This is a genomic window from Robertmurraya sp., assembly GCF_036676585.1.
In the GTDB taxonomy this organism is placed as follows: domain Bacteria; phylum Bacillota; class Bacilli; order Bacillales; family Cytobacillaceae; genus Robertmurraya_A.
This window is the reverse complement of the sequence record NZ_JAKFCQ010000034.1, coordinates 1-14,025: the sequence shown is the minus strand read 5'-3', so window position 1 is coordinate 14,025 and position 14,025 is coordinate 1. Positions and strand designations below refer to the sequence as shown.

Annotated in this window: 17 protein-coding genes; 13 read left to right on the top strand and 4 right to left on the bottom strand. The window is 40.4% G+C overall.

Annotated elements, in window-relative coordinates; translation table 11 throughout:
* Positions 1–605 precede the first annotated feature (605 nt).
* The 3 genes from ACGLXV_RS04020 to ACGLXV_RS04010 all read right to left on the bottom strand — a co-directional run bounded on the left by ACGLXV_RS04020 (position 606) and on the right by ACGLXV_RS04010 (position 1,302).
* A complete protein-coding gene (locus ACGLXV_RS04020) occupies positions 606–740 on the bottom strand; it encodes a hypothetical protein (protein ID WP_391557603.1) in 135 nt (44 codons plus the stop codon).
* A 23-nt stretch (positions 741–763) separates the two neighbouring features.
* Complete coding sequence (locus ACGLXV_RS04015) at positions 764–928, bottom strand: hypothetical protein (RefSeq protein ID WP_162927824.1); 165 nt, start codon at positions 926–928, stop codon at positions 764–766.
* 74 nt (positions 929–1,002) lie between these two features.
* Positions 1,003–1,302 (bottom strand): ArsR/SmtB family transcription factor, encoded by a 300-nt coding sequence (locus tag ACGLXV_RS04010; protein WP_391557604.1) that lies wholly within the window; start codon positions 1,300–1,302, stop codon positions 1,003–1,005.
* A gap of 296 nt (positions 1,303–1,598) precedes the next feature.
* Between ACGLXV_RS04010 and ACGLXV_RS04005 the strand changes: the two genes are divergently transcribed.
* From ACGLXV_RS04005 to ACGLXV_RS03975, 7 genes are all read left to right on the top strand, one after another.
* Positions 1,599–1,949 (top strand): ArsR/SmtB family transcription factor, encoded by a 351-nt coding sequence (locus ACGLXV_RS04005; RefSeq protein ID WP_391557602.1) that lies wholly within the window; start codon positions 1,599–1,601, stop codon positions 1,947–1,949.
* Between the two features lie 12 nt (positions 1,950–1,961).
* Positions 1,962–3,260, top strand: coding sequence for an arsenic transporter (locus ACGLXV_RS04000; RefSeq protein ID WP_119710022.1), 1,299 nt, complete (start codon positions 1,962–1,964; stop codon positions 3,258–3,260).
* A gap of 15 nt (positions 3,261–3,275) precedes the next feature.
* On the top strand, positions 3,276–3,695 hold the full coding sequence (gene arsC / locus ACGLXV_RS03995) for an arsenate reductase (thioredoxin) (RefSeq protein WP_119710021.1): 420 nt from the start codon (positions 3,276–3,278) through the stop codon (positions 3,693–3,695).
* A gap of 88 nt (positions 3,696–3,783) precedes the next feature.
* Entirely contained in the window at positions 3,784–4,137 is a 354-nt protein-coding gene (gene arsD / locus ACGLXV_RS03990) for an arsenite efflux transporter metallochaperone ArsD (protein WP_119710020.1), read from the top strand.
* Between the two features lie 20 nt (positions 4,138–4,157).
* On the top strand, positions 4,158–5,924 hold the full coding sequence (gene arsA / locus ACGLXV_RS03985) for an arsenical pump-driving ATPase (RefSeq protein WP_391557601.1): 1,767 nt from the start codon (positions 4,158–4,160) through the stop codon (positions 5,922–5,924).
* A gap of 317 nt (positions 5,925–6,241) precedes the next feature.
* Positions 6,242–6,670 carry a protein-tyrosine phosphatase family protein gene (locus ACGLXV_RS03980; RefSeq protein WP_119710018.1) on the top strand — a complete coding sequence of 143 codons (429 nt, stop codon included), beginning with the start codon at positions 6,242–6,244 and terminating at the stop codon, positions 6,668–6,670.
* 185 nt (positions 6,671–6,855) lie between these two features.
* Entirely contained in the window at positions 6,856–7,368 is a 513-nt protein-coding gene (locus ACGLXV_RS03975; RefSeq protein WP_119710017.1) for a DoxX family protein, read from the top strand.
* A gap of 38 nt (positions 7,369–7,406) precedes the next feature.
* Here the strand turns inward: ACGLXV_RS03975 and ACGLXV_RS03970 are convergent, their stop codons facing one another.
* Positions 7,407–7,715 (bottom strand): winged helix-turn-helix transcriptional regulator, encoded by a 309-nt coding sequence (locus tag ACGLXV_RS03970; protein WP_391557600.1) that lies wholly within the window; start codon positions 7,713–7,715, stop codon positions 7,407–7,409.
* Positions 7,716–7,920: 205 nt separating this feature from the next.
* Between ACGLXV_RS03970 and ACGLXV_RS03965 the strand changes: the two genes are divergently transcribed.
* The 6 genes from ACGLXV_RS03965 to nadR all read left to right on the top strand — a co-directional run bounded on the left by ACGLXV_RS03965 (position 7,921) and on the right by nadR (position 13,821).
* A complete protein-coding gene (locus ACGLXV_RS03965) occupies positions 7,921–8,772 on the top strand; it encodes a VOC family protein (protein ID WP_391557599.1) in 852 nt (283 codons plus the stop codon).
* A gap of 474 nt (positions 8,773–9,246) precedes the next feature.
* The gene (gene nhaC / locus ACGLXV_RS03960; RefSeq protein WP_391557598.1) at positions 9,247–10,629 is read left to right on the top strand and encodes a Na+/H+ antiporter NhaC; all 1,383 of its coding nucleotides are present in this window, start codon (positions 9,247–9,249) and stop codon (positions 10,627–10,629) included.
* Positions 10,630–10,671: 42 nt separating this feature from the next.
* Positions 10,672–11,217 carry a cysteine hydrolase family protein gene (locus ACGLXV_RS03955; protein WP_119710013.1) on the top strand — a complete coding sequence of 182 codons (546 nt, stop codon included), beginning with the start codon at positions 10,672–10,674 and terminating at the stop codon, positions 11,215–11,217.
* A gap of 132 nt (positions 11,218–11,349) precedes the next feature.
* Positions 11,350–12,108, top strand: a complete 759-nt coding sequence (locus ACGLXV_RS03950) for an NUDIX domain-containing protein (protein WP_119710012.1) — start codon at positions 11,350–11,352, stop codon at positions 12,106–12,108.
* Between the two features lie 12 nt (positions 12,109–12,120).
* A complete protein-coding gene (gene pnuC, locus ACGLXV_RS03945) occupies positions 12,121–12,801 on the top strand; it encodes a nicotinamide riboside transporter PnuC (protein ID WP_391557597.1) in 681 nt (226 codons plus the stop codon).
* Positions 12,802–12,804: 3 nt separating this feature from the next.
* Positions 12,805–13,821 carry a multifunctional transcriptional regulator/nicotinamide-nucleotide adenylyltransferase/ribosylnicotinamide kinase NadR gene (gene nadR / locus ACGLXV_RS03940; protein ID WP_391557596.1) on the top strand — a complete coding sequence of 339 codons (1,017 nt, stop codon included), beginning with the start codon at positions 12,805–12,807 and terminating at the stop codon, positions 13,819–13,821.
* The last annotated feature ends 204 nt before the right edge of the window (positions 13,822–14,025 follow it).

Here is a 14,025-nt window from a genome sequence, read left to right as displayed (position 1 = left end):
GAAAAAGAAGGATGGAGTCTGAATGCAGTTTTGATTCGGACAGGAGTCGCGTGAAAAAGAAGGATCGAGTCTGAAAGCAGAGTTGATTTGGACAGGGTTCGCGAGAAAAAGAAGGATCGAGTCTGAATGCAGTTTTGATTCGGACAGGAGTCGCGTGAAAAAGAAGGATCGAGTCTGAAAGCAGAGTTGATTTGGACAGGGTTCGCGTGAAAAAGAAGGATCGAGTCTGAAAGCAGAGTTGATTTGGACAGGGTTCGCGTGAAAAAGAAGGATCGAGTCCGAAAGCAGAGTTGATTTGGACAGGGGACCCGGGAAAAAGAAGGATGGAGTCTGAATGCAGTTTTGATTCGGACAGGAGTCGCGTGAAAAAGAAGGATCGAGTCTGAAAGCAGAGTTGATTTGGACAGGGGACGCGGGAAAAAGAAGAAGAGAGTCCGAAAGCAGAGTTGATTTGGACAAGGGAACCAGGAAACAGAACTACAGAGTCCGAATGCAAGGTTGATTTTAGACAGAAGAATAGAGAAATTGATGGAGCAAGTCCGAATACAAGCACCTAAAAAAGAATGGCACGAAAATAACCATTCGAGCCATCCCCCATATATCAATTAACAACACTTCGTCTGATCTGCACCACCACAGCAAGCGCTATTCTTCTCATCTTTCTCAGTAATTTCTTTAATTTCCACACCACAGCAATCTGAATTCTTATTGTTTCTTACTAGATTCTTCAAAAAGCCCATTTTGGATTCACCTCCTTTCAAAATTAAGCGTTAGCCTGTGTCACACAGCAATTCGGATCTTTACGAGGAGCAGGGATAGAGATTTTTTTCGATTCTTCTCGCTCAAAAAACTTCCAAGCGTGTCTGGCATTCCTTTCTACTTCCTGTTGCTTAAGCTTTGCGATTGCATGATAGTCTTGATAAAACATGTGATCGTCTCCTTTAATCAAAATATATTGATGTATTAATCAAAAAAAATTGATTTAACCCTGTAAAAGAAAACCTAACAGCAGCTAGGTCTAAATAGGCAGCAAAGCTCAGGGGACAGTAGATGATTGATTTCTTCGGTGTTTACTTGGTAATAGCTCCACGTACCTTTTGTTTCTTTCGTGATTAAACCGGCATCAAGCAAAATCTTTAAGTGATATGAAAGCTTAGATTGAGGCATGTCAATCAACTCACTCAAATCACAAACACAACTCGAGTTTTGTTGAACCAAAAGGTGTAAGATGTATAGGCGTTTTTGATCTGCAAGGGCTTTGAATTTTGCTTCGTATGTCTCAAGCTTGCTTTTTAGTGGGATATCTTGACTAGTTGCATTTTTTGTACGAGTTACGTCCGTTAAGGGAATGAACTGTTTCACTTTTCGTTCTCCTTTAATCAAAAATACTTGATATACTGTATTATACTTCCAGTGGTAGAGATTGGCAACTGTTTAATCAAAAAAATTTGATTAAACTTTTTACAAAAGCTTAACAAAAAACTGATTGAGCTAGATATATAAGTGTATTATTATATAAGTAATCGATTATATACTTATTTGCATCAAACATTTGGGAAAGATAAACGTATTCTAATGGCCAATTAGGAGGTGTTTCCATGCAACAAGAATCTGTCATTGAGATTGAAGAAATCGCAAATGTCTTAAAGCTATTAGGAGACAAAACACGATTAACGATCGTGAAAATATTAGATTCCAATGATTGCTGTGTGTGTGAGTTTGTTGAGATTTTTAAAACTAGTCAGCCTGCGATTAGCCAGCATGTAAGAAAGCTAAAGGATAAGGGAATTGTAAAGGAATCAAGAAGGGGACAGTGGATTATTTACTCCTTAAATAAGGAAAGTGAGTACTACCCATTCTTGCAGGGTGTTCTTAAACATTTACCAGATCAAGGCTATCGATTGGATGAATTAGAAAAACAAGGTTTACGTATTTCTTGTTGTGAATAAGGAGGTTCATTTGTGACATCTATTGTTTTAGCATCAGTGATTTTTTTGCTGACACTAGTTTTAGTTATTTGGCAGCCGAAGGGATTGTCGATTGGTTGGTCCGCTTGTGGTGGGGCAATTCTGGCGTTGCTTGTGGGAGTCGTGGATTTTAAAGATGTTCTTGATGTAACAAGCATTGTTTGGAATGCGACCTTAGCATTTATCGCCATTATTATCATTTCTTTAATTCTTGATGAAATTGGTTTCTTTGAGTGGGCGGCCCTCCATATGGCTCGTGCCGCAAAAGGAAACGGTGTTCTCATGTTTGTATATGTTTCCATATTAGGTGCAATCGTTGCCGCATTCTTTGCGAATGACGGAGCGGCATTGATTCTTACACCAATCGTCCTTGCGATGGTTCGAAACTTACAATTTAACGAGGGTATGGTGTTTCCATTTATTATCGCTAGTGGATTTATCGCTGACACCACTTCGTTACCACTTGTCGTTAGTAACCTGGTGAATATTGTTTCTGCTGACTTTTTTGGCATCGGCTTTGCGGAATTCGCCTCAAGGATGATTGTTCCAAACTTCTTTTCGTTAGCAGCGAGCATTCTTGTTCTTTATCTTTATTTCCGAAAAAGTATTCCAAAATCATATGACCTTACGCAGCTGAAACAACCGGTGGATGCCATACGAGATCAGAAGATGTTCCGTCTCTCCTGGCTCGTGTTAGGAGTTCTACTCATTGGATATTTTGCGAGTGAGTTTACAGGGATTCCTGTTTCTATTATCGCCGGAATTGTTGCGATCTTCTTCCTCTTTATGGGCAGAAGAAGTCCGGCTGTCAACACTCGCACAGTTGTAAAAGGAGCACCGTGGGCCATTGTATTCTTCTCGATTGGGATGTATGTGGTTGTATACGGTTTGCGAAATGTAGGCTTAACAAACCTATTAGCAGACCTGATTCAGGTGACGGCTGATCAAGGACTGTTTGCAGCTACTGTAGGAATGGGCTTTATTGCTGCGATATTATCGTCTGTGATGAACAATATGCCGACCGTTATGATTGATGCGTTAGCGATTGCTGACACACATACAACGGGAGTCATTCGAGAAGCTCTCATCTATGCGAATGTGATCGGTTCGGACCTTGGGCCGAAAATTACCCCGATTGGATCGCTTGCGACTCTTTTATGGCTACATGTTTTATCGCAAAAGGGAGTCAAAATTTCATGGGGTACTTATTTTAAAACAGGTATCATTCTAACCATCCCAACATTATTCATTACGTTGGTTGGGCTCTATATTTGGTTACTAATCATTCACTAAAAGGAGAAGGAAAACATGACGAAAAAAACAATCTACTTTCTATGTACTGGAAATTCTTGCAGAAGCCAAATGGCTGAAGGTTGGGCGAAAAAGCATTTAGGAGAAGAGTGGGATGTGAAAAGTGCTGGACTTGAGGCACACGGTTTGAACCCTAATGCAGTGAAAGCAATGAAAGAAGCTGAAATCGATATTTCAAATCAAACATCTGACACGATTGACCCTGAAATCTTAAATAACGCGGACTTAGTGGTCACTCTATGTGGACACGCGGCAGACCATTGCCCAGTGACTCCTCCACATGTGAAGCGTGAGCATTGGGGCTTTGATGATCCGGCTAAAGCAGAGGGAACAGAAGAAGAAAAATGGGCATTTTTCCAACGTGTTCGTGATGAAATTGGCGATCGAATCAAAACATTTGCTGAAACAGGTAAATAAGCATAAAACCCGGGGATGAATACATCTCTGGGATGTTTTCTGTCTTGTGTATAAGTATATGCTTATAAATTAAAAGGGAGTGTCTCAAATGACCAAAGTTGAAATCTTTGACCCTGCTCTTTGTTGTCCAACTGGTGTGTGTGGGCCAAGTGTCGATCCTGAGTTAACAAGAATGGCTACTTCTGTGTTTATTTTAGAAAAAAAGGGCTTCGATATTAAGAGATATAACTTAGCGAGTGACCCTGGGAAGTTTGCTGAAAATACGAAGGTGAACCAATTTTTGCATGAAAAAGGTCCGGATTCGCTACCAATTACGTTACTTAATGGGGAAATCAGTCAATCAGGAAGCTATCCATCAAACGAAACTCTTGCTCAGTGGTTTGGTATCGAAATGACAGAATTAGAGAAGAAAAAGGTTACGAATAAAATCAACCTAATTTAACCGATGGAAGGTGTAAGGTGATGTTTCAACCATTTGATCCCAAAACTGCTGTTCATACGCCGTTTCTGTTCTTTACAGGTAAAGGTGGGGTAGGGAAAACATCGACTGCCTGTGCAACGGCTGTCTCGCTTGCGGATGAAGGAAAGAAGGTTCTGCTTGTAAGCACAGACCCAGCTTCTAATCTTCAGGATGTTTTAGAACTCGAACTCACGAATATTCCAGCAGAAATTCCACAGGTGAAGAATTTGTTTGCTTGTAATTTAGACCCGGAACAAGCAGCGAAAGCCTATCGTGAAAAGGTTGTTGGACCGTATCGAGGGGTGCTGCCCGATTCCGTCATAGCAACGATGGAAGAGCAATTATCCGGAGCATGTACGGTAGAAATAGCGGCATTCGATGAATTTACGAGTCTTTTAGCCGATCCAGCGATTGTAGATGTTTTTGAACATATCATTTTTGATACGGCTCCAACTGGACACACGCTTCGGTTGCTTCAATTACCATCAGCTTGGAGTGGCTTTTTAGAGGAAAGTACTCATGGTGCCTCTTGTTTAGGACCGTTATCTGGATTAGGTGAGAAAAAGGATTTATATGCAAAAACGGTTCAAGCATTATCCGATTCTACTAAAACGATGCTCGTTCTTGTTGCTAGACCGGATGAATCATCGCTTTACGAGGCAAATCGAGCAGCAAAGGAACTAAAAGAAATTGGCATACAAAATCAAGCGTTAATTATAAACGGAATCCTCCAAACGTATTTTCCTGATGATAAGATTTCTACGGCTTTTTATAAAAAGCAACGAAACGCAGTGAGTCAGTTACCTGATGAATTTAAGCAAGCGGTCATCTACTCCTTGCCATATGTTTCGTATTCATTAACAGGGTTAGAGCATTTGCGTTACCTGTTGAAGCATTATTCGATTCCACCTGTTCCATTAGCGGGAGAGCTTGAAAAAGGACACACACTTCCTGACTTAGAACAACTAGTGAATCATTTTTCTACTCAACAAACCCGGGTTATTTTAACGATGGGAAAAGGGGGAGTAGGGAAAACGACGATTGCATCGGCCATCGCGGTGGGCTTAGTGGAAAAAGGTCATAAAGTACATGTAACCACAACAGACCCAGCGGCCCATTTGGAGCTAATGTTTGAAAATCAAGACTATCCCGATCTAACCATTAGCCGAATTGATCCAAAGCATGAGGTGGAGATGTATAAAAAAGAAGTGCTTTCAACTGCTGGCCAAAACTTGGATGAACAAGGTCTTGCTTTTTTAGAGGAAGATTTAAATTCACCTTGTACAGAGGAAATTGCTGTCTTTCGAGCGTTTGCTGAAGTGGTGGACCGATCGAAGGACGAAATTGTGGTGATTGATACCGCTCCAACAGGACATACTTTGCTTTTATTAGATGCGGCACAGTCGTATCATAAAGAGCTTTCTCGTTCAACGGGAGAAGTTCCAGAGAGTGTTCAAAAGCTTCTGCCACGACTAAGAAATGATCAAGAAACAGCAGTTGTAATCGTGACGTTAGCGGAAGCAACTCCCGTATTGGAAGCACAGCGTTTGCAAGAGGATTTGAAAAGAGCAGAGATTGTCCCGCAGTGGTGGGTGATTAACCAAAGTCTTTATGCAACGGAAACAAAGGATCCGGTGCTAAAGGGACGAGCCATCGCAGAGGAACAGTGGATTCAAAAGGTAGAAGATATTTCTGCCAAATGTGCCATTGTTCCACTGATGAATGAAGAACGATCCGGTTACGAACACTTAAAAGCATTGGTAGAGTAAAACATATAGAGAGGATGAATACGATGCAAATCACTAATGAAGCACGTGATCAATTAAAGCAAGTATTTGCAGAACAAGCGGCCAATGGTCTCCGCGTTTATTTTGCGGGCTTTGGCTGAGGACGCCCACAAGTAGGGCTGGCTCTGGATGAGCCGGAAGAAAATGATAAAGTAGTCACCATTAATGAGATACAAGTAGCAATCGATCCGCATATTGAGGATCACATCGGAGATCTGATTTTAGGACTTAATGAAGAGCGAACCGCTTTTGTACTTGTTGGAAACGAAAGCGATTGTTGCTAACAGGAGGATACCCAGATGAGTGAAAAAAACTATCAGGCTTTAATCAAGGATCGAATTTTTATCGGTGGAGCGGATCAAGTGGAAGAGGTCATGGAAAATGAGAAAGTCGACGTGATCTATGATTTGCGTGCGGAGGCTCCAACAGAAGAATCTAAATATAACCGAATTCATCAGCCAATTGTGGATGATGAAGAGCACCAAGAAGAGTCTGTAAAACAGGCCATTAATGAAGTGATTTCTTCCTATAACGAAGGCAAGAAAGTGTATTTCCATTGTGGTGGGGGCAGCAATCGTACAGGTACAGTAGCGATTGGTACCTTGTTAGGATTAGGGCATGCTAAGGAAATCGACAAGGCGGAAGAAATGGCTCAAGGAATTCGTTCGAAAATTAAGGTGAAGCCAGAGATGAAGGCGGCATTGAAAAAGATTTACCCGAACGCTTAATTGGTAACGTACAGCTGACGTAAAGTCGGCTGTATTTTTTTTCATTCATTGTGAATTCATTCACAAAAAGTCCATAACTTTGTAGCAATTATTTGAACAATACTTTGAAGTGATGATATTTGAAATTGAGAATGTTAATCTTAGGGCATAGAAATGATACTTTTATTTTTGAAAGGAAGATTCATATGATTAACAAATGGTGGAGAAATAACAACATTGCAGCAGGGATTGTTACTGTGATTCGATTGTATTTAGGATATGGCTTTATAACAGCAGGCTGGGGGAAAATTAGCGGAGGCGCATTTGATGCAAGTGGCTTTATTGGAAATGCCATTAAAAATCCAGTGGCAGGTCCTGATGGAAGCGCCGTGTATGGAGCATATACTTCTTTCCTAGAAAGCGTCGCTTTACCTAATGTGGAGCTGTTTAACTTTATGGTTCCTTGGGGCGAATTTCTAGTAGGCTTAGGGTTAATTTTAGGCTGCTTAACAACAGCTGCTTCTTTCTTCGGAATAGTTATGAACTTTTCATTCTTATTAGCGGGTACGGTGTCTCATAATCCTACAGATATCTTAATGGGCTTTTTAATCATCACTGCCGGTGCAAATGCTGGTTTATTCGGACTAGATCGTTACGCATTACCATATTTACGTAAGTTAACAAACAAGGGAAAAGACAGTAAAACCGTAACAAACTAATGAAAAAGGGTTGCAATCATGGAATTGCAACCTTTTTATTATACTTCTAACCAGTTCTGTGACCATTTTTCTATATCTCTCATAAGAGGCTCCAAGGCTACTCCCTTATCAGTTAGTGAATATTCAATTCGAACAGGAGTTTCTGGGAATACTTCACGCTTCACAATGCCTTCATTCTCCAGATCCTTTAACCTCTCTGAAAGCACACGACCACTTACACCAATGGATGATTCTAGGCTACAAAAACGCTGCGGGCCGCCTAGTAACTGGTAAATAATTAAACCCGTCCATCTTTGGCTTAATATACTCATCGCTTTTTCAAATCTAGGACAAATGGATTTATCCATGACAATCACTCCTTCCTTCTATTATAACCCCTTTTTTTCATAATTAAATTATTTTTTATAAAATACTTACTTGACGTTTGTTTGTTATGAAAATATAATTACTTACATAAAGTAAGTTACTAACAAATATTTCAATCAGGTTTTTAAAAGATAAACAGTAAATGATAAGTATACATGAAGCAACATAATAAAGGAGAGATCACAAATGGGATTTCATCGTGAACCAAATACATTTGTTAGCCAAGTAAACCTAAAAGTAGCAAACCTAGAACGATCGCTTACGTTTTACCAAGAGGTCATTGGACTACAGGTGTTACACCAAACAAACAGTACCGCCGATCTAACAGCTGACGGAAAAACAGTTCTTGTTTCTATTCAACAGCCCGATGATGTTGTGTCAAAGCAAGGGCGAACGACTGGCTTATATCACTTCGCTTTACTTCTACCAACTCGTACGGATTTAGGAAGATTACTAAAGCATTTTCTCCAGGTGCGTTATCCATTACAAGGCGCATCCGACCATTTGGTAAGTGAAGCGATCTATTTAGCTGACCCAGATGGGAATGGAATTGAAGTGTATGCAGACAGACCTGCTTCTGCCTGGAGTTGGAATAATGGAGAAGTGGAAATGGCCACGGTTGCGTTAGATGCGGAAAGCCTTCTTGCTGAGGGAGAAGGAGAAGCGTGGAACGGAATGCCAGCTGGTACGATTATGGGTCATATCCATCTTCATGTGTCAGAGTTACAGAAAACAGAGGAGTTTTATACAAAGGGACTCGGATTTGAGGTTGTTACTCGATACGGAGGTCAGGCATTATTTATTTCTACTGGTAAATACCATCACCATATTGGATTGAACACATGGAATGGTGTGGGAGCCCCGCCTGCTGCTGAAAACAGTGTTGGCATGGAATCTTATACAATGGTGCTTCCTAGTGAAGAAAAGAGAGAGCAGATCATCTCTCAGTTAAAAGAAATGGGCGTAGCGGTTACGGAGGAGAAGGGCGCATTTATTACGGCAGATCCTTCGGGAAATCGAATTCGATTAGAGGTATAATGGTAAAAAGCAGTGAGGTTCTTCTTAGGACTCACTGCTTTTTTGTTGTTTTTAGTTACCGTTGGGCTTTGTTTTTGAATTTGATGGGCACTGAAAGAGGAGTTGAGTGCCCGTGAGCGATTATTTTTGATCTTGCCGGTAACTGAAAGGGTGATTGAGTGCCCGTGAGCGATTATTTTTGGGCATGTCGGTAACTGAAAGGGTGATTGAGTGCCCATGGGCATTTTTTTCGAGCTTCCCGGGAACTGAAAGAACGAGCGACCTAGCAAACATTTATTCTTGACACCAACCTAGTAAATTATTATATTAATAACATACTTTAATGCTAAAAAGCGTTTAAGTAAAATAGTGACCTTTCGCTTGGAAAGTCTGCTATTCTTATATGAATTAGGGTGGTAACGCGGAGCTCCTTCGTTTCTATCGACGTGAGGGCTTTTTTCTTTGGCTCAAAAACCCTTATTGGAGGAAAACATCATGAATCAAGACAGCGTACTAAATTTAAAACCAATTGAAGCTTTTATTATCTCCTTGATCGTTATTGGGGGAATTAGCTATTCTCTTATATTTGCAGGTGCAGTTCCTCATATTCCGATTGTTTTAGCGATCATGGGACTGTTTCTTTACGGTATTTATAAGAAGGTATCCGTTAACGAATTGGAAGAGGCGATCATTAATGGAGCTAAATCTGGAGCAGGGGCCGTATTTATTTTTCTCTTTATCGGGATGCTGATTAGTAGTTGGATGGAAAGTGGAACGATTCCAACCTTTATCTATTTGGCGCTTGAAGTAGTTACTGACAAATGGTTCTATGCCATTGTGTTTGTCGTGAGCTCTATTATTGGCATGAGTATCGGAAGTTCGTTAACAACTGCAGCTACCATCGGAGTTGCCTTTATGAGTGTTTCTACTGCGCTAGGCCTTTCAGATGCCATTACAGCTGGAGCCGTGATTTCTGGAGCCTTTTTTGGAGATAAAATGTCACCTCTATCAGATACAACAATTTTGGCTTCATCTACTGTTCACGTAGACTTGTTTGATCACATCAGAAATATGGCATGGACAACGGTACCGGCATTTATCTTATCCTTTCTATTATTTGTTATCTTGTCACCGGCGGAATCTGCTGCGAACTTTGCCGATTTAGATCTTTTGAAAGCAAGTTTGAAAGAACATGATCTTGTTCATTGGTACTCTTTATTACCATTTGTAGTGTTAGCACTGTTAGCTATCAAAAAAGTGCCAGCGATTATCACTTTGGCTTCAGGAATTGGTACTTCTCTTTTTGTTACGTTATTTGTACAAAAGGAGATCCATCTTCAGGGACTAATGAACACCTTATTTGCTGGGTATTCCTCCAATACAGGAGTGGAGGAAATCGATTCCATGCTTTCTAGAGGTGGGATGGAGAGCATGATGTTTTCTGTTTCACTTATTCTTTTAGCGCTAGCCATGGGTGGGTTATTTTTTAAGCTTGGAATTCTTCCAGCTTTACTTGCAGGAATTAGCGGAATGTTGAATAAGGTATGGAGTCTTGTGGTTTGGACGGCAGGAACAGCCATTACCATTAATTTCTTAGTCGGGGAACAATACCTCTCTATCCTTTTAACAGGAAGTTCCTTTAAAGAAAGGTACAAAAAGATGGGTTTACATGGGAAAAATCTTTCTAGAATTCTAGAGGATGCGGGGACGGTAGTCAATCCACTTGTTCCATGGAGTGTGTGCGGAGTCTTTTTGGCGGGAGTATTAGGAGTAGAGACATTATCTTATCTTCCTTTTACGTTCTTCTGTTTGTTGAGTCCAATTATTACCATGATATTCGGTTTAACCGGGTTCAAACTTTCAAAGCTCGAAGAATAATCTTACAATGAAGGTATGACTATTTCCTGAGGAGTGTAAACGATGACGAGGAGAGCTTTGATTAATATCGATTATACGAATGATTTTGTTGTGGGTGCTTTGCCATGTGGAGAGCCTGGTACAGCCATCGAAGGAGAAATCACCAAGATTACTGAGGAATTTATCAACAAAGGTGAGTATGTAGTGTTCGCGATTGACCTGCATAAAGAGGGCGATCATTTTCATCCAGAAACGGAACTGTATCCTCCTCACAATATTGAAGGGACAGAGGGTAGGCATTTGTATGGGACGTTAAACACGCTGTATCTTCAAAATGAGAAGAAGGAACATGTGTATTGGATGGATAAAACACGCTACAGTGCTTTCGCTGGGACGGATCTAGAAATCAAGCTAAGAGAACGCGGCATCACAGACGTCCACTTGGTTGGTGTTTGCACGGATATCTGTGTGTTACATACAGCTGTTGATGCCTATAACAAAGGCTTCAAAATCGTCATACACGAAAAAGCAGTAGCTAGCTTTAATCAAGCAGGACATGATTGGGCATTAGGGCATTTTAAAGGAAGCATGAATGCACAAATCTTATAATTACTTTTAGGCGTAATCATCATTTTGATGGTTACGCTATTTTTTTCCATTTTAGTTCTTGACTATCGAGCATGAGGAGTATATATTTTAATTAACGATTAACAAATCGTTAATTAAAAGGAGATGGAATACATGACCTTTACAACCCCAGATGGATACACAAGTGATATTGCTGTTTTCACGATCACATCAGAAAGCAATGGAGATTATAAACCACCGATAAAAACATTAAAAATTCTACTAATAAAAAGAAGCGAACATAACCATGAAGGTAATCTCAATATCGAGGCAGGAAAATGGGCTTTACCCGGTGGGTTTGTTCAACCAACGGAAACAGCAATGACAGCTGCCGAACGAAAGCTATATGAAGAAACAGGAATCGACGGGTTAAAGATGAAGCATTTCGGCATGTATGATGACCCCGAACGAGACAAGAGGGGCTGGATCATCTCGAATGCGCATTATGTAATAGCAAGTGAAAAGTCTTTGGAAAAACGGAAAGTCTCAAAGGATGCGTCTGATATTCAATTGTTTTCAATAGAAGAGGCGCTAACATTTGATCTTGCTTTCGATCACCGAAATATCATCGACGATGCCCTTTGGTTTATCAAAAAGGATATGGCCTTGACCACATTGGCACAGCATTTTTTACCAGAGGAGTTTGTTTTGTCAGAGCTTCAAGGGGTGCTACTCACGGTGCTAGATGACCCAGCAATCTCGACTGATGCTGCCTTTTTTAGAAAAGCTCCCACACTTCCGTTTCTTGAAGCGGTGCTTGAGGATGGGAAACCAAAGAAATCAAATCGTTATTCGAAAACACCTGCGCAGTTGTACCGATTTACGGATTTCCAACCGATGGTGTCGGTGTACAACCCAAAATTAAAAGGGTAAGGGGAGAGTAAAATGAAAGATTGGACTCGTTTTGAGATGGGATGGTTGGCTATTTTTACGATGATTAATCTTTACCTTTTCTTTGCTTGGGAGGATTCCCTTATAGGTCTGATATCCTCAATTAGTGGAATGCTGTGCGTCGTGTTAGTCGCCAAAGGGAAAATTTCTAATTATTATTTTGGTATCGTTCAGACGGCAACTTACGCGTATATTGCTTATGGCTATGGTCTTTACGGGGAAGCCATGCTGAATGGGTTGTTTTATTTTCCCATTCAGTTTATCGGGATTTATTTATGGAGTAAAAACAAAACCAAACATGGAGTGAAAGGGGAAGACGTTACGGTTAAAAGTCTTACCAAGTCAGGCTGGGTTACCACGGTGGTAACAGTAACGATATTCACGATTGCGTATGGGTTTTTCTTAAAATATTTAGGTGGAAACAATGTCTGGACTGACTCAGCAACAAATGTATTGTCTGTGACAGCGCAAATTTTAATGTTAAAACGGTTTGCTGAACAATGGCTGTTATGGATTGCAGTAAATGTATTATCGATTTTCCTTTGGTTGAGCGCCCTTATTTCTCAAGGAGGAAATGATTTTTCGATGCTCGTTATGTGGTCTGCATTCCTTGTGAATAGCATTTACGGATATATTAATTGGCGCAAGCTTTACATGAAGCAAAGTGGGGTGTAAAACATGACAACTGGTTTTATTGGTGGCAAATTTCTTCCTTTACATCTTGGTCATGTGTATGCCATTGTTCACGCATCCTCGATGGTGGATGAACTGTACGTGGTATTATCTCACAGTGAAAAGCGGGACCTGGAATTATGTGAAGGGACAGAAATGAGCTATATTCCCGCACGTATTCGTTTGCGCTGGCTTTCTCAATTAACGAAGGATATGCCCCATGTAAGAGTCATTTCTATTGAAGATGATCAAGGGAATGAAGACTACGATTGGGTTCAAGGAGCTGAGAGAATCAAAGAAGAGATTGGAAAGCCGATTGACTTTGTGTTTAGTTCAGAACTTGAGTACAGCGAGATTTTTGAAAAGTTATATCCTACATCTAAGCATATCCTGATCGATCCTACTCGTAGACAGGTTGGAATCTCAGCGACAAAAATTAGAGAAGAAGGAGTTTTCCACCACTGGGCCTTCCTACCAGATTTAGTGAAGCCTTACTTTGTCAAAAGGGTAGTGATCGTCGGAACGGAGAGTTGTGGAAAGTCGACACTAACGAAAAATCTTGCCAAAATCTATAACACTAGCTATGTGGAAGAATACGGTCGAACTGTGTGTGTGGAGTTAGGTGGCTGTGACGGTATTATTATAGAGGAAGATTATTTAAAAATCGCTTATGGACATAAAATGATGGAAATAGAAGCGATTAAAAAAGCAAATAAGTTGGTGTTTATTGATACGGAAGCAATCGTCACTCAATTTTATTCCCATCTATATAACGATGTGTATCAGCCAGTGTTAGACGAAATAGCTAAGCTGCAAACCTATGATTTATGGTTATTTTTAGAGCCAGATGTCTCATGGGTGGATGATGGGTTGCGCGTACATGGAATTGATTCTGTTCGAAATGAAAATAATCACCACCTCAAAAGGCTATTAGAGCAGCATCAAATTACCTATAAAACTTTATATGGTAGCTATGAGAATCGGTTGAAGAATGCCCTCGTTTTCATTGAAGAGCTATTTTGAGTGTAAAAAGCGTAAGTTCTTTATAAACGACGAAGGTTTCCGATACAAAATCATAAGTAATTGCCCCCTCAAGTTGGGGGTTTTTTCTATGAAACTTTATTCCATATCGAACGTATTAGTTGTTATAAAGCTAGACTCATTGTATAATTCATTTCATAACTATCACGTGACGGTTTGGAGGGACTCCATTGGGACTGAGAAGTT

Bases quoted from the DNA above. Each gene is read 5' to 3' on its own strand.
- ACGLXV_RS04020 (WP_391557603.1), bottom strand. From the start codon at position 740: ATGGGCTTTTTGAAGAATCTAGTAAGAAACAATAAGAATTCAGATTGC.
- ACGLXV_RS04015 (WP_162927824.1), bottom strand. From the start codon at position 928: ATGTTTTATCAAGACTATCATGCAATCGCAAAGCTTAAGCAACAGGAA.
- ACGLXV_RS04005 (WP_391557602.1), top strand. From the start codon at position 1,599: ATGCAACAAGAATCTGTCATTGAGATTGAAGAAATCGCAAATGTCTTA.
- arsC (WP_119710021.1), top strand. From the start codon at position 3,276: ATGACGAAAAAAACAATCTACTTTCTATGTACTGGAAATTCTTGCAGA.
- arsD (WP_119710020.1), top strand. From the start codon at position 3,784: ATGACCAAAGTTGAAATCTTTGACCCTGCTCTTTGTTGTCCAACTGGT.
- arsA (WP_391557601.1), top strand. From the start codon at position 4,158: ATGTTTCAACCATTTGATCCCAAAACTGCTGTTCATACGCCGTTTCTG.
- ACGLXV_RS03980 (WP_119710018.1), top strand. From the start codon at position 6,242: ATGAGTGAAAAAAACTATCAGGCTTTAATCAAGGATCGAATTTTTATC.
- ACGLXV_RS03975 (WP_119710017.1), top strand. From the start codon at position 6,856: ATGATTAACAAATGGTGGAGAAATAACAACATTGCAGCAGGGATTGTT.
- ACGLXV_RS03970 (WP_391557600.1), bottom strand. From the start codon at position 7,715: ATGGATAAATCCATTTGTCCTAGATTTGAAAAAGCGATGAGTATATTA.
- ACGLXV_RS03965 (WP_391557599.1), top strand. From the start codon at position 7,921: ATGGGATTTCATCGTGAACCAAATACATTTGTTAGCCAAGTAAACCTA.
- nhaC (WP_391557598.1), top strand. From the start codon at position 9,247: ATGAATCAAGACAGCGTACTAAATTTAAAACCAATTGAAGCTTTTATT.
- ACGLXV_RS03955 (WP_119710013.1), top strand. From the start codon at position 10,672: ATGACGAGGAGAGCTTTGATTAATATCGATTATACGAATGATTTTGTT.
- ACGLXV_RS03950 (WP_119710012.1), top strand. From the start codon at position 11,350: ATGACCTTTACAACCCCAGATGGATACACAAGTGATATTGCTGTTTTC.
- pnuC (WP_391557597.1), top strand. From the start codon at position 12,121: ATGAAAGATTGGACTCGTTTTGAGATGGGATGGTTGGCTATTTTTACG.
- nadR (WP_391557596.1), top strand. From the start codon at position 12,805: ATGACAACTGGTTTTATTGGTGGCAAATTTCTTCCTTTACATCTTGGT.